Annotated in this window: 16 protein-coding genes; 11 read left to right on the top strand and 5 right to left on the bottom strand. The window is 70.8% G+C overall.

The window, feature by feature from the left end; all coding sequences use genetic code 11:
- Window positions 1-48 precede the first annotated feature (48 nt).
- Complete coding sequence (hisD, locus tag B7K26_RS00415) at window positions 49-1,353, top strand: histidinol dehydrogenase (protein ID WP_084076726.1); 1,305 nt, start codon at window positions 49-51, stop codon at window positions 1,351-1,353.
- Between the two features lie 4 nt (window positions 1,354-1,357).
- Here the strand turns inward: hisD and B7K26_RS00410 are convergent, their stop codons facing one another.
- Window positions 1,358-2,347 carry an NAD-dependent epimerase/dehydratase family protein gene (locus B7K26_RS00410; protein ID WP_084076725.1) on the bottom strand — a complete coding sequence of 330 codons (990 nt, stop codon included), beginning with the start codon at window positions 2,345-2,347 and terminating at the stop codon, window positions 1,358-1,360.
- A 97-nt stretch (window positions 2,348-2,444) separates the two neighbouring features.
- Entirely contained in the window at window positions 2,445-4,676 is a 2,232-nt protein-coding gene (locus B7K26_RS00405; RefSeq protein ID WP_143340385.1) for a RecQ family ATP-dependent DNA helicase, read from the bottom strand.
- Between the two features lie 221 nt (window positions 4,677-4,897).
- On the opposite strand from B7K26_RS00405, the gene B7K26_RS00400 reads away from it, so the two are divergent.
- From B7K26_RS00400 to B7K26_RS00370, 7 genes are all read left to right on the top strand, one after another.
- Window positions 4,898-5,683 (top strand): CAP domain-containing protein, encoded by a 786-nt coding sequence (locus tag B7K26_RS00400; protein ID WP_143340384.1) that lies wholly within the window; start codon window positions 4,898-4,900, stop codon window positions 5,681-5,683.
- A gap of 92 nt (window positions 5,684-5,775) precedes the next feature.
- Window positions 5,776-6,870, top strand: a complete 1,095-nt coding sequence (locus B7K26_RS00395; RefSeq protein ID WP_084076722.1) for a histidinol-phosphate transaminase — start codon at window positions 5,776-5,778, stop codon at window positions 6,868-6,870.
- Window positions 6,867-7,493 (top strand): imidazoleglycerol-phosphate dehydratase HisB, encoded by a 627-nt coding sequence (gene hisB, locus B7K26_RS00390; RefSeq protein ID WP_084076721.1) that lies wholly within the window; start codon window positions 6,867-6,869, stop codon window positions 7,491-7,493. The genes B7K26_RS00395 and hisB overlap by 4 nt, the downstream gene beginning before the upstream one ends.
- Window positions 7,490-8,104, top strand: coding sequence for a hypothetical protein (locus B7K26_RS00385; RefSeq protein WP_084076720.1), 615 nt, complete (start codon window positions 7,490-7,492; stop codon window positions 8,102-8,104). The genes hisB and B7K26_RS00385 overlap by 4 nt, the downstream gene beginning before the upstream one ends.
- Before the next feature lie 65 nt (window positions 8,105-8,169).
- Window positions 8,170-8,826 carry an imidazole glycerol phosphate synthase subunit HisH gene (gene hisH, locus B7K26_RS00380; protein ID WP_084076719.1) on the top strand — a complete coding sequence of 219 codons (657 nt, stop codon included), beginning with the start codon at window positions 8,170-8,172 and terminating at the stop codon, window positions 8,824-8,826.
- A 94-nt stretch (window positions 8,827-8,920) separates the two neighbouring features.
- On the top strand, window positions 8,921-9,658 hold the full coding sequence (gene priA / locus B7K26_RS00375; RefSeq protein WP_084076718.1) for a bifunctional 1-(5-phosphoribosyl)-5-((5-phosphoribosylamino)methylideneamino)imidazole-4-carboxamide isomerase/phosphoribosylanthranilate isomerase PriA: 738 nt from the start codon (window positions 8,921-8,923) through the stop codon (window positions 9,656-9,658).
- Window positions 9,659-9,697: 39 nt separating this feature from the next.
- Window positions 9,698-10,423, top strand: coding sequence for an SseB family protein (locus B7K26_RS00370; protein ID WP_084076717.1), 726 nt, complete (start codon window positions 9,698-9,700; stop codon window positions 10,421-10,423).
- Between the two features lie 7 nt (window positions 10,424-10,430).
- Here the strand turns inward: B7K26_RS00370 and B7K26_RS00365 are convergent, their stop codons facing one another.
- The 3 genes from B7K26_RS00365 to B7K26_RS00355 are packed head-to-tail and all read right to left on the bottom strand — an operon-like array spanning window position 10,431 to window position 12,511.
- Window positions 10,431-11,189, bottom strand: coding sequence for a trypsin-like peptidase domain-containing protein (locus B7K26_RS00365; RefSeq protein ID WP_084076716.1), 759 nt, complete (start codon window positions 11,187-11,189; stop codon window positions 10,431-10,433).
- Window positions 11,186-12,133, bottom strand: coding sequence for a hypothetical protein (locus tag B7K26_RS00360; RefSeq protein WP_084076715.1), 948 nt, complete (start codon window positions 12,131-12,133; stop codon window positions 11,186-11,188). The genes B7K26_RS00365 and B7K26_RS00360 overlap by 4 nt, the downstream gene beginning before the upstream one ends.
- Window positions 12,134-12,511 carry a DUF1844 domain-containing protein gene (locus B7K26_RS00355; protein ID WP_200810903.1) on the bottom strand — a complete coding sequence of 126 codons (378 nt, stop codon included), beginning with the start codon at window positions 12,509-12,511 and terminating at the stop codon, window positions 12,134-12,136. It lies immediately after the preceding gene.
- Window positions 12,512-12,674: 163 nt separating this feature from the next.
- Here B7K26_RS00355 and infC point away from each other — a divergent pair, with 163 nt between their 5' ends.
- The 3 genes from infC to rplT all read left to right on the top strand — a co-directional run bounded on the left by infC (window position 12,675) and on the right by rplT (window position 14,024).
- Window positions 12,675-13,358, top strand: a complete 684-nt coding sequence (gene infC / locus B7K26_RS00350; RefSeq protein ID WP_234998637.1) for a translation initiation factor IF-3 — start codon at window positions 12,675-12,677, stop codon at window positions 13,356-13,358.
- A 64-nt stretch (window positions 13,359-13,422) separates the two neighbouring features.
- Window positions 13,423-13,617: a 50S ribosomal protein L35 gene (rpmI, locus tag B7K26_RS00345; protein ID WP_084076713.1), complete on the top strand. Its 195-nt coding sequence runs from the start codon at window positions 13,423-13,425 to the stop codon at window positions 13,615-13,617.
- A 26-nt stretch (window positions 13,618-13,643) separates the two neighbouring features.
- Complete coding sequence (gene rplT, locus B7K26_RS00340; protein WP_084076712.1) at window positions 13,644-14,024, top strand: 50S ribosomal protein L20; 381 nt, start codon at window positions 13,644-13,646, stop codon at window positions 14,022-14,024.
- Window positions 14,025-14,026 lie beyond the last annotated feature (2 nt).

Raw genomic sequence — 14,026 nt, 5'->3', positions numbered from 1 at the left:
TCACCGGTAACGGGAGGCGAGCGCGAGCCGCGGCGATAGGCTGGGCGCGTGTTGAGCCGCATCGACCTTCGCGACCGTGACCTGACCGCCCGAGAGCTGCTCGAGGTGGTGCCCCGCGCCGACCTCGACGTGAGCCATGCGGTCGAGGTCGTCACGCCGATCATCGCGGACGTGCGCGAGCGCGGAGCCGACGCGCTGCGGGAGTACGCGGCGCGCTTCGATGGCGTCGAGCTCGACCAGATCCGCGTGCCTGCCGACCGCATCGAGGCGGCCCTGGAATCCCAGGACCCCGCCGTGCTCGACGCGATCCGCGAGGCCATCACCCGCGTGCGTGCCTTCCACGAGGCGACGGTGCCGCCGCCGGTCGAGATCGAGGTCGCTCCCGGTGCGAGGCTCGCCCAGCGCTGGGTGCCGGTCGGCCGCGTCGGCCTGTACGTGCCCGGCGGCCTTGCCGTGTACCCGAGCTCCGTCGTCATGAACGTGGTCGCGGCGCAGGCCGCCGGCGTCGAGTCGATCGCCGTCGCGACGCCTCCACAGCGCGAGTGTGGGGGAGAGCCCCACCCCACGATTCTTGCCGCGTGTGCGCTGCTGGGCGTGGACGAGGTCTATGCCGCCGGAGGAGCGCAGGCGATCGCCATGCTCGCCTACGGCGCCGAGGACCTGTGCGACCCGGTCGACATCATCACCGGCCCGGGCAACGTGTACGTCGCCGCCGCGAAGCGCGCGGTGAACGGCGTGGTCGGCATCGACGCCGAGGCTGGCCCGACCGAGATCGCGATCATCGCCGACGACACCGCCGACCCCGAGTTCGTCGCCGCCGACTTGCTGAGCCAGGCCGAGCACGACCCGCTGGCCGGTTCGGTTCTCATCACGCACGATGAGCACCTCGCCGAGCGCGTCGAGGAGGCCCTCGGGCGCCGCGCCGACGACACGAAGCACCTGGCCCGCACCAAGGAGGCCCTCACGGGGGTGCAGTCCGCGGTGATCCTCACCTCGAGCATCGACCAGTCGATCCAGGTGGCCGATGCCTACGGGGCCGAGCACCTCGAGATCCACACGCGCGACGCCGACGAGGTCGCTAGCCGCATCCGCAGCGCGGGAGCCGTGTTCATCGGGCCCTACAGCCCGGTGCCGCTCGGCGACTACATGGCGGGCTCGAACCACGTGCTGCCCACCGGCGGCACCGCCCGCTTCGCGAGCGGACTCAACACGACGAGCTTCCTGAAGGCCATCCAGTACATCCGCTACGACCAGGCGGCCCTCGCCGAGATCGGCCACAAGGTCATCGCGCTCGCGAACGCCGAGGACCTGCCGGCGCACGGCCAGGCCGTGCAGGCGCGCCTCGAGGGATAGGGCTCTACGCGGCGCCCTCGAGCGCTGCCCGGAGGTCGCGCTCCTCGCCGTCTGACAGGCCGGCGCGAGAGGCATCGCCGTCGAGCGAGTGGGGCCTTGCCGCCTCGTAGGCGAGAGAGCGCGCGAGGGTCTCGGCCAGCGGCCGCGTGACCAGGCCCTCCGTACGAGCGGCCGTCGTGTCGAGCGTGGCGAACCACCTCCAGTCGGGATCGTCGATCCACAGCGGCAGCGATCGCGCGCCCATCCACGGCGCGATGCCGTGCGCGGCGAGGTCGGCGGGATCCACCCACCGCGGCGCAGCGGTGCTCCCCGACGCCGCGGCGGCGAGCCGCACGACCTCGCCCAGCGTCGTGGTGGGGCCCGTCGCATTGAAGACGCCGTCGAGGCGGCGCTCGGCAGCGTCGACGATCCAGGCGGCGAGGTCGTCGACATCGATCATGGCCGTCGGAAAGTCGGGTCCGGCCGGCGCGAGGACGTCGTGACCGGTCGGGTGAGCGAAGCGCCAGGGGTAGTAGCCGCTGCGGGAGGTGTCGTCGCCCGGCCCGGCGATCAGCCCGGGCCTGACCACCGTGGCGGTGGCCGATGCGCCACGCACCAGGCGCTCGCACGTCACCTTGGCGCGGCCGTAGTCGTCGGGGTCGTCGAGATCCTCGAGCTCGTCGAGCAGCTCCGCATCCTCGCGCTGCTCGGGGACGTCGAAGCGCGCGTACACGTTGGTCGTGGAGACGAAGACCCAATGGTCGGCGTCGAGGTCGCGCACGGCCCGCTCGACGTGGCGCGGGGTGCGGGAGACGTCGACGATCGCGTCGAAGGCCTCGCCGGCGAGGGGAGTGAGGCCCCGCTCGTCGTCGCGCTCGATGCGGACGAAGGCGGCACCGGCCGGCGTGGGGGACGTGCCGCGCGCCGCACAGGTGACGCTGTGGCCGCGCACGAGGGCATCGCTGGCGATGGCGCGCCCGAGGAACGCCGTCCCGCCGAGGATCAGGATTCTCATGGCCCCATCACATCGCGTCGTCGGCCCGCGGCGTCGGAGGGTTTGCCGACGGCACAAACCGCCGCGCGGGCGGCTCGCCCCCACGGCCCGCGCCGGGCTACCTCACGCCGAGCACGAAGGGATAGACGTCGCCCGCACCCGCCTGGCGCAGGAGCCGCGCCGCGACCGTGAGGGTCCAGCCCGAGTCCGTGTAGTCGTCGACGAGCAGCACGGCGCGACCGCCGAGCGAAGCGCGCGCCGCGTCCTCGAGCTCGAGCCTCCGCGCCACCACCGCGAGGCGTTGCGCCGAGTTCAGGTCGTGTCGGCCGGGCTCCTCCTGACCCTGGCGCGGGCCCACCCATCCGAGGAACGGCATCTGCAGGTAGCGCGCGAGACCGGGCGCGAGGTGGCGCATCAGCTGGGGGCGTGTCGCGGACCTGACGCCGACCACGGCGTCGATGGTCCTGACCCGCGTGAGCCCGGCCCCGGTCCACAGCCCGTCCCAGTCGTCGAGCACCCGGGTCGCCGCGCCGCGCAGGGGCACGGGCGTCTCGCCATCCACGGGAGCGCCCTCGGCGTCCCGGGACTCGAGAAGCTCGCGCAGCTGCACCGCCCACCCCAGGCCGTCGAGCCTCGCGACCGCCCGGCCCGGCTGGGCCTGCTCGGCCGCGGGGATGCGCCCTCGCAGGTCGAGCCCCATGCGATCCACGCCGCTGGGCCACTGCTTGCGGGCGGTCACCTCGACTCCCACCCGGTCCATATCGGCGCGCGTCGCGGCCACGGCATCGGCGTCGGGCACCGCCGGCAGGTCCACGCCGCCGCACACGTCGCACCTGCCGCAGGCCCAGCCGTCGGGAAGTGCCGGGTCATCCAGGACGCGGCGCAGGAACGCCATGCGGCACGAGCCGAGCGCCTCGTATTCGAGCATGGTGTCCTGCTCGGCGGCGCGGGCGGCGGCCACGCGCCGGTAGCGCTCGGCGTCGTAGGCCCACGGCTCGCCGGTGGCGACCCAGCCGCCCTGCACCCTGCGGACCGCGCCGTCGACGTCGAGCACCTTCAGCATCGATTCCAATCGCCCGCGCCGCAGGTCCACCGCGGTCTCGAGCGCAGGAACGGACGTGGGCCGGTCCGCGGAGAGCGCCCCGAGCGCCGCCCGCACCTGCTCCTCGGGGGGAAAGGCCTGGGAACCGAACCAGTCCCAGATCGCGCGGTCCTCGGCTCCGGGCAGCAGGACGACCACGGCCCTGTCCACGCCACGCCCGGCACGCCCCACCTGCTGGTAGTACGCGATGGGCGACGACGGGGCGCCCAGATGCACCACGAACGCGAGGTCGGGCTTGTCGAATCCCATGCCGAGCGCGGACGTCGCGATGAGCGCCTTGACCCGGTTCGCTTTGAGGTCCTCCTCCAGGCCCTCGCGTTCGGTGGGGTCCGTGCGGCCCGTGTACGCCGCGACCTCGAGGCCCGCCGAGCGCAGCTGCGAGGCGACCTCCTCGGCCGCCGAGACGGTCAGGCAGTAGACGATGCCGGAGCCGTCGATCTCGCGCAGTGCGCCCGCGAGCCACGCCACCCGCGCTGCGGTGTCGGGCAGGTCGACCACGGCGAGGTGGAGCGACTCGCGATCGAGCTCGCCGCGCAACACGAGCACCTCCTCGCGCAGTTCCTCGTCGTCCCCGGCCGCCACGGCATCGGCCACCGCCGCGGGGCGCCGCACACCCAACTGCTCGGCGACATCGGCGGTCACGCGCGCGTTCGCCGTCGCGGTGGTGGCGAGCACGGGGATGCCCTCGGGGAGGTCGCCCAGCAGGGTGCGGATGCGCCGGTAGTCGGGGCGGAAGTCGTGTCCCCAGTCTGAGATGCAGTGGGCCTCGTCGATCACGACCAGCCCTGCATCGGCCGCGAGACGGGGGAGGACCTCGTCGCGGAAGCCGGGGTTGTTGAGCCGCTCGGGCGAGCACAGCAGGACGTCGATCTCGCCTGCCCGGATCGCCGCGTGGACGTCGTCCCACTCGGTGACGTTGGCGGAGTTGACCGTCGCGGCGCGCACTCCAGCACGGGACGCTGCAGCGATCTGGTCGCGCATGAGCGCCAGCAGCGGCGACACGATGACCGTGGGGCCCGCCCCGCGGGCGCGCAGCAGCATGGTCGCCACGAAATACACGGCCGACTTTCCCCAGCCGGTGCGCTGCACCACGAGCGCCCGCGCGTGGCGGTCCACGAGCGCCTCGATGGCGCGCCACTGGTCGTCGCGCAGGCTGACGTCCTCGCGCCCCACGAGGCGGCGCAGCGACGCCTCGGCCTCGTCGCGCAGCGAGGTGGTGGCCGATGCGACAGGGGATTCCGTACTCATGCCCACCACGGTAGGGGGAGGCTCCGACACTGCCGGACCCGACCGGCGGCGCAGCAAGTGTGACAAAGGCCACGTGAGACGCACGTGCATGCCGTTTAGCAGGAGTTTTTCTCGCATGCCGGGCAGACGATTCGTCGCGTATGTCCGAATCCTGGCGGGCTGCGCCGCTACCTTCTGGTCAGCACCCGCCCGTCAGCAGTAGTGAACGCCCAGGAGACACGATGCCGAGCACCGCCCCGCGCCGCACCCTCGCGACTCTTGCCGCCACGGTCCTCGCCTTCGCCCTTGCCGCGACCGCGGCGGTGCCCGCCCATGCGGCCACGGTGACCGAGGGCCAGGGGCGGACCGCCATCACGGCGGGGACCAACAAGCACCGCGTGGCCAACCAGGTTTCGCAGCTCCGCACGAGCGCAGCGATGGATAAGGTGGCGCAGGACTGGGCAAAGGCCCTCGCCTCTAGCGGTTCGCTTCGCCACAACCCGAAGTACTCGTCGCAGATCCCGAGCGGCTGGAAGTCCGCGGGTGAGAACGTGGCGTACAACTGCGGGTATAGCGCTCCTGCCACCACCATGGTGGGCCAGTGGAAGCGGTCTGCGGGTCACAACAAGAACATGCTCAATCGCGGCTTTACCCACATCGGTGTCGGCTTCGCGACGGACAAGTACGGATGCGCGTGGGGTGTCCAGGTTTTCGCCGGCTACGCGTCGTCGAAGACCCTCGCAGCGAGCGTTCAGGCTCAGTCCTTCACGAGCACTGCGGCACCCGTCGTCAAGGGAACGCGCAAGGTGGGGTCGACGCTGACGGCATCGGTGCCCGCATGGAAGCCCTCTCCGTCCTTCACCTATGAGTGGCGTCGCGACGGCAAGAAGATCTCCGGCGCAGCCGGCAAGTCTTACGTGTTGCGTGCGGCGGACAAGGGGCACCGTATTTCCGTCAAGGTCACGGGAAAGAAGAGCGGCTACATCAGCAAGGCGCGCGTCTCGCAGAGCACCGGTTCCATCCGCTAGGCCCCGCGCCGCGGGGCGAGCCGCAGCATCGGCCGTCCACCGCATCGGCCGTCCGCACGGGGCTGTCATACGTGCCCACTAGACTCCCAGCCATGACCCTGCCCCTGCGCCCCGATCTCGCGGGGCTGGAGCCGTACGGCGCCCCGCAGCTGGCCGTTGCCGCGCGCCTCAACGTCAACGAGAACCCCTACTCGCCGCCGCCCGTCGTGGTGGACGCGATCACGCAGGCCGTGCGCAAGGCGTCCGAGGGGCTCAACCGCTACCCGGACCGCGACTTCACACTGCTGCGCCAGGACCTCGCCGCGTACCTCGCCGCCGAGTCCTACGTCGACTTCGTCGAGGCGCGCAACATCTGGGCGGCCAATGGCTCCAACGAGGTCATGCTGCACCTGCACCAGGCCTTCGGCGGCCCCGGCCGCACGATCATGAGCTTCGCTCCGACCTATTCGATGTACCCCGAGTACGCCCGGGACTCCCTCACGGAGTACATCGCGGTGCCGCGCAACGAGGACTTCTCGATCGACATCGAGGCGGCGGCCCGGGAGATCCGCGCCCAGCAGCCCAGCCTCGTCATCGTCGCGAGCCCGAATAACCCCACGGGCACCGCGCTCAGCCTCGACGAGGTGCGCGCGCTGTACGCCGCCACCGAGGACGTCGACGGCGGCTGCGTGCTGGTGATCGACGAGGCCTACGCGGAGTTCAGGCGCGCCGGCGTGCCGAGCGCGGCGAGCCTCATCCCGACGCACCCCAACCTTGCCGTGAGCCGCACGATGTCCAAGGCCTTCGCGCTCGCGGGCGGCCGGCTCGGCTACCTCGTCGCGCACGAGCCAGTCATCGACGCGCTGCGCGTGGTGCGCCTTCCGTACCACCTGAGCGCCGTGACGCAGGCCGTCGCGCGGGCCGCCCTGGCCCACCACCGCGAGTTGCAGGCCCAGGTCGACGAGATCCGCGCCGAGCGCGACGATACCGTCGAGTGGCTGCGTGAGCAGGGCTTCACGGTGGCGGACACGGACGCAAACTTCTGCCTTTTCGGGCCCTTCGAGGACCGTGAGAGGGTGTTTGAGGGGCTGCTGGCTCGCGGGGTACTGATCCGCGTGACGGGGCCCGCAGGATGGCTGCGAGTGTCGATCGGCACCGCGACGGAGATGGCGCTGTTCAGGAGCGCACTGATGGAGGTCACCGCATGAGCGAGACGCCCACGCCCACCGCAGGACAGCGCACGGGACGCATCGAGCGCGCGACGAGCGAGTCGCAGGTGCTCGTCGAGCTCGACCTTGACGGGTCGGGCGAGACCGACATCGACACCGGGGTGCCGTTCTACGACCACATGCTGACCGCGCTCGGCAAGCACTCGCTGATGAACCTCACCGTCAAGGCGACCGGCGACGTGCACATCGACTCGCACCACACCGTCGAGGACATCGCCATCTGCATCGGTGAGGCGCTGAAGATCGCCCTGGGCGACAAGGCCGGCATCTCGCGCTTCGGCGACGCCCTCGTCCCGCTCGACGAGGCCCTCGCGCAGTGCGTGGTGGACGTCTCGGGGCGCCCGTACTTCGTGCACGTGGGCGAGCCCGTCGGCCAGGCGACCCACCTCATCGGCGGCAACTTTGCCGGCTCGCTGACGGGCCACGCGCTCGAGTCCATCGCGCACCACGCGGGCATCTGCGTGCACATGCGCGTGCTGGCCGGACGCGACCCCCACCACATCGTCGAGGCCCAGTTCAAGGCGCTCGCGCGTGCGCTGCGTTTCGCGGTGACGGCCGATGCCCGGGTCAAGGGCATCCCGTCCACTAAGGGCGCGCTGTGAGCCAGGACGGCACCCACGACGACCTTCCCGAGGGCGTCGAGATCCCCGACGACCTGTCCGCCCTCGAGTCGGCGAAGCCGGCCGGTGAGACCGGCCGCCACGTCGAGGAGGACACCGTCGCGATCTTCACGCCCATCCAGAACGGGCGGGTGCTCGCCGCGGTGTGCGCGCTCAACGGCGTGCAGGGCCGCTGCATCGAGACGTCGGCGGGCGCCTTCGCGGTGATCGACGACACCTCCGCGGGCGCCACGGACGCGGCAGGCCGGGTGGTGTCCGCCTTCGTCAAGCAGCAGCCCATCCTCGCGATGGAGCGTCGCGCGGGCCAGATCACCATTCACCGCTGGCTCGCCGGCGTGAAGGGGGACAAGGTCGCGCCGGGGCTCGCACTCGACGAGGCTCCCGGCGTCATCACGACCCTCATGAGCGGCGTCCAGACGATGGACGAGATCGCCATGACCCACCCGGGCAAGGTCTTCGACGCGCGCATGACCAAGTTCCAGGCGTTCCGCGAGTTGCGTTCCGCGTCGAAGGACGCCAAGCGCGCCTACCGCGCGCAGCAGGAGAACAAGCGCAACTCCGACCCCAACCCCGACGGCTCGTCGGAGGACTAGGAGTGGCCGATGCGGCTGCCGGGCCGGGTTTTCGGCCCTCCCGCCGCTCTCGGTAGGCTGGTGCCGTGACTTCCCCCCTCGTCTGCGTCCTCGATTACGGCTTCGGCAACGTCCGCTCGGCGGTGCGCGCCATCGAGCATGTGGGCGCGCGCGTGGTCCTGACGGACGACCGGGTGATCGCGGAGAACGCCGACGGCCTCATTGTCCCCGGCGTGGGTGCGTTCGACGCCGTCATGGGCGGGCTGAAGGGCGTGCGCGGTGAGCAGATCATCGGCCGCCGGCTGTCCGGCGGGCGTCCCGTGCTGGGCATCTGCGTGGGAATGCAGGTGATGTTCGAGCGCGGCGTCGAGCACGGCGTCGAGGCCGAGGGCCTCGACCAGTGGCCGGGCACCGTCGAGCTGCTGCAGGCGCCCGTCGTTCCCAACATGGGCTGGGCGACGGTGGACGCGCCGCAGGGCACCACCCTGTTCTCCGGCGTCGAGGATGAGCGCTTCTACTTTGTGCACTCCTACGGCGTGCGCGACTTCCCCCTGGGCACCACCGAGGACACCGGCCGCTTCGCCGCGCCGCTCGTGACGTGGTCGGAGGCAGGCACCGAGCAGCAGGCGGACCGCTTTGTTGCCGCCGTCGAGAACGGGCCGCTCGCCGCCACTCAGTTCCACCCGGAGAAGTCGGGCGAGGCCGGCCTGCAGCTCCTGAAGAACTGGGTCTCGACGCTCTAACCCGTTCCTACGGGCGCCCGGTAGCCTGGTGCCCGGAATGCGCGGCGCCACCCCAGCATCGGCCGGCCGCGAGACCCCAACCGAAAGCGAGACCATGACCGACTCCCCGCGCCTTGAGCTCCTTCCCGCCGTCGACGTCGCCGACGGCCAGGCCGTCCGCCTCACGCAGGGCGAGGCTGGCTCGGAGACCAGCTACGGCTCGCCGCTGAAGGCCGCCCAGGACTGGGTGGACGGCGGCGCTGAGTGGATCCACCTCGTTGACCTCGACGCCGCCTTCGGGCGCGGCTCGAACGCCGATCTCCTCGCCGAGGTGGTCCGCAGCGTCGACATCAAGGTTGAGATGTCGGGCGGCATTCGCGACGACGAGTCGCTCGAGCGCGCGCTCGCCACCGGCTGCCACCGCGTCAACATCGGCACCGCAGCCCTCGAGGACCCGGAGTGGACCGCATCGGCCATCGCCAAGCACGGCGACCGTGTGGCCGTGGGCCTCGACGTGCGCGGCACCACGCTGTCGGGCCGCGGGTGGACCCGCGACGGCGGCGACCTGTGGGACGTCCTCGCGCGCCTCGACTCCGAGGGCTGCGCCCGCTACGTCGTCACCGACGTGAAAAAGGACGGCATGCTCTCCGGCCCCAACCTCGAGCTGCTCGGCCAGGTCGCCGAGGCGACGAAGGCCCCCGTGGTCGCCTCAGGCGGCATCTCGAGCCTCGACGACATCGCCGCGATCCGCACGCTCGTGGGCAAGGGCGTCGAGGGTGCGATCGTGGGCAAGGCGCTCTACAACGGCAACTTCACGCTGCCGCAGGCGCTCGACATCGCCGGCCGCCCGTAACGCGTTGGGCTGTCGGCCCCACCCCGTAGCATCGATCCCATGAGCGACGCCGAGCCCTCGAAGGAGATTCCCGAGTCGATCTTTGCCGACGACGACGGGTCGGCCGACGCCCACCTCGCGCAGGCCCTGATCCGCCACTCGCACGGCAAGACGCCTCTCGCGGACGTGGTGGACGCCCTCGCGTACGCGCGCGTGCTGATCCCCGTGCTCGCGACGGGGGAGCAGCGCCACATCGGCAAGCACGGGCTCGAGCAGGACTCGGTCGCGTCGACGGGCGTGGTTGCGGTGCAGATGCCCGATGGCCGCGCCGCGCTTCCCGTCTTCACCGACGTCGACGCCATGCAGACGTGGAACCGCGAGGCGCGTCCCATCCCCGCCGAGGGGCCCCGCGCCGCGCTCGCCGCGATCGCGGAGGGCTGGTCGTCGCTTGTCGTCAACCCCGGCATGGAGACGGTCCTCATTCCGCGGCCGGCCGTCTGGGCCCTAGGCCAGGGTCACGCCTGGCAGCCGGCCATCGAGGACGGCGTGGTGGTGGCCGATGTCGTGGCCGCCGTGCGTACCGCTGTCACCCTCGACGACGCTCTGCGCGGCGTCGACGTCACACCCGGGCGCGGGGCCGAGGTCACCATCGTGCTGCGCCTGGTGGCTGGCCTGTCGCGCCCGGAGGTCGACACCGTCGTGGAGCGCGTCCAGCGCGAGCTCGCGCACTCCGACGTGGTGGCGCAGCGCATCGACAGCCTCGAGCTGAGGCTCGCGCAGGCCTGACGGCCGCTTAGGAGGCCGAGGAGTCGGCGCAGCTGGCCGCCTGCGGCACCAGCAGTCGCGGCTGTGCGAGCAGCGAGTTGAGGGTCGACACGGGCACGATGTAGCTCTGGTCGGTGGTCTCGCTCTTCGCGTAGACGACGCCCACCACCTCGCCCGCCTCGTTCAGCGCTGGCGAGCCGGAGGAGCCCGGCTGCACCACGGCGGTGGTCGCGAGCACGGTGCCGACGGCGCCGCGGTCCTCGGAGTCGAGCGGGTCCTTCACGGCGCCCAGCACCACGCCGGTCGTCGTCGTGAGGCGGCCGCCGTTGGGGTAGCCGGTGACGGTGATCGCGTCGCCCTCCTCGGGGTCCTCCTGCGCCGGCGTGGCGAAGGCGGCGCCGAGCGACGTCTCCGTCTTGACGATGGCGATGTCGGCCACCGTCGTCACCTCGGTGGCGGTGACCTCGATGAGGCGCCCGTCGTGCGTCGAGACCTCGAGGCGGGAGGAGTCCGCGACGACGTGACGGTTGGTGACCAGGGTGAAGGCGTCGAGGGCGAAGCCCGAGCCCGTCGACACGAAGCCGCAGCCGATGTTGCGCACCCGCACCGTCATGCGCTGGGCGGCGCTGAAGCCGTCGGGGGACAGCGCGACGTTGTTCTGGTCGGGCTCGGCGGAGGGGGAGGGGACCCAGTCGGTGGGGACGGCCGTGGGGCTCGCGGGCAGGGCCGCGCAGCCGCTCAGCGCGAGCGCGCAGGAGGCGGCGAGGACAACGGTGCGACGCCTCATTCGGTCAGCGAGTCCTGGAACGTGCTGGTCGCGCCCTCGGCGGTGTCGCACAGGTCCGTCACCGAGTCCGCGTAGTTGCTGATCTCGTCGGCCTCGTACTCGTCCTCGGGCGCCTGCAGGTAGGACACCAGCTGCTCGAGCCCGTCGATGCAGGACGTGAGCGAGGACGTGGCGACCTGCCCCAGACTCAGCGTCTCCTCGAGCTTGTCCGTGACCTGCGAGGCGTACTCGGACGAGTCGATGGCCGCGGCCTTTTCGGCGGACAGGTCCACCACGCGCGCCTTGTTGGTGGCGAGCTGCTCCGACAGCAGGTCGGCCTCGTTCTGCTTGTCCGTCAGCTCCTGCTGCACGGAGGCGATCTGCTCGCCGAGCGCGTAGTTCGCCTCCTCGACCTCATCGGCGTACTGCTGCCACTCGCCGTTGATCTCCCACATGCGCCACCCCAGGTAGCCAGCGCCGATCAGGAGCGCCGCGAGCACGCAGGTGGCGATGATCCACGGGCGCCGCGGCTTGGGGGGATAGATGGGGCCGATGACCGGCATCGAGCCCGTGATCGGGTTCGCGTCGCCGATGATCGGGATGGTCCCACTCGGCGCGTAGCGGCTGAGGGAGCCGGTGGCCGGGCTCGCCGAGCCGCCCACGGTGGCGGCCGATGCGGTGGGCGGCTGAGGCGCCGCCTCCTCGCCTTGGTGGGGGGAGGGCTCGGCGTCGTCCTCGTCCGCGTCGTCGACGCGGCTCGCATCCTCGTCGTCATCGTCCTCGTCGTCGAGGTCGAACGGCTCGGTAAAGGCCCGCCGCGACAGAATGATCGTGTCGTCCTCGTCGTTGGCGAGGTCCTCAGCCCGGTAGTCCTCGGGTGCGTCCGCTTCGGAGTCGGGCATCACCTCGGGGTCGACGCTGACGTCGACCTGCTCGGTGGTGCTCGCGTCCTGCGGACGTGTCATCTAACTCACTGCCCCCGTGTACTTCTCTCCCGGGCCCTCACCGGGCGCGTCGGGGATGACCGACGCCTCTCGGAACGCCAACTGTACGCTTCGCAAACCGTCGCGCAGCGCTCGTGCGTGAGTGTCGCCGAGATCCGGTGCGGCGGCCGTGATGAGGCCCGCCAGAGCGTTGATGAGGGTGCGCGCCTCGTCGAGGTCCTGGTGAGCCTCGCCCTCGTCGGCGAGACCGCAGCGGAGCGCGGCGGCGCTCAGCAGGTGAACGCTTACAGTGGAGATAAGTTCCACAGCGTTGACCTCGGCGAGATCGCGCGCGGCCTGAGCCGAGGCATCGGCCGTTCCGAGGGCGTCAGAAGTGGGGGCGGGCATGTCAGAGGTCATCGTGCTATCCTTGTGAGTCGACCGGCCGAGAAACGTTTCTCGGCGCGCAAGCGGAGTCCACCTCCCACCCTAGGGCCAAGACATTGGGCCGGGGTTCCAGGTCGCGGCACAGCCGGGGTGAAAACACCGGATGCGCCGCCATCGTGGTGGCCCTCGTCTGCGTTTGGACGGGGGCTTTTTCCTTGTCCGGCGGCCGAGATGTACTCGACAAGAAGGAGCCACCATCAACGAGCCCCGCATCAACGATCGCATCCGCGTTCCGGAAGTCCGCCTCGTCGGCCCCCAGGGCGAGCAGGTCGGCATCGTCCGTATCGAGGATGCGCTCCGTCTGGCGCAGGAGTCCGAACTCGACCTGGTCGAGGTCGCTCCGAACTCGCGACCCCCGGTCGTCAAGCTCATGGACTATGGCAAGTTCAAGTACGAGGCGGCGGTGAAGGCGCGCGAGGCGCGTCGTAACCAGGCCAACACCGAGATCAAGGAGATGCGTTTCCGTCTCAAGATCGACGAGCACGACTACGAGACCAAGAAGGGCCACGTCGTTCGCTTCCTGAAGGGCGGCGACAAGGTCAAGGTCACGATCATGTTCCGCGGTCGCGAGCAGTCGCGTCCCGAGATGGGCCGTCGTCTGCTGCTGAAGCTGGCCGACGAGCTCCAGGAGTTCGGCGTCGTGGAGAACATGCCCTCGCAGGAGGGCCGCAACATGTCGCTCGTCCTCGGGCCCCTGAAGAAGAAGTCGGAGGCCAAGGAGGAGCAGCGCGTCGCACGCGAAGCCAAGCGGGCCGCCGACCGAGCGGACCGCGAAGAGCGTGCCGCGGCCAAGACGGCCAAGCAGACGTCCGGCGAGTAAGCCGGTCCCATTCGTGCCCTAGCCCCCACGTGGGGCGACGGCCTGATGTCAGAAAGGGCAGATCATGCCGAAGAACAAGACCCACTCGGGCGCCAAGAAGCGCTTCAAGCTCACCGGCACCGGCAAGGTGAAGCACTCGCACGCCATGAACGTGCACAAGTTCGAGGAGAAGACGTCCTCGCGTAAGCGCCGCGTGGCGCAGGACGCGATCCTGTCGGACGCCGACTCGAAGAAGATCAAGAAGCTGCTGGGCAAGTAAGGCCCGAGGAACGCAAGGAGTAAGACATGGCACGCGTCAAGCGGGCAGTAAACGCCCAGAAGAAGCGCCGTAGCACCCTCGAGCGCGCCCACGGTTACCGTGGCCAGCGCTCGCGTCTGTACCGCAAGGCCAAGGAGCAGGTCACTCACTCCATGGTGTACGCCTACGGCGACCGCCGTAAGCGCAAGGGTGACTTCCGCAAGCTGTGGATCCAGCGCATCAACGCCGCTGCTCGCGCGAACGGCATGACCTACAACCGCTTCATCCAGGGCCTCAAGGCCGCTGAGATCGAGGTGGACCGCCGCATGCTCGCCGAGCTTGCCGTGAACGATGAGGCCGCCTTCGCGACCCTCGTGGAGACCGCCAAGAAGGCGCTCCCCGAGGACGTGAACGCTCCCGCCGCGTAAAG

This window comes from Demequina sp. NBRC 110057 (assembly GCF_002090175.1).
Lineage (GTDB): Bacteria > Actinomycetota > Actinomycetes > Actinomycetales > Demequinaceae > Demequina.
The sequence above is the reverse complement of the archived record's forward strand: the minus strand, read 5'-3'. Positions and strand labels throughout refer to the sequence as shown.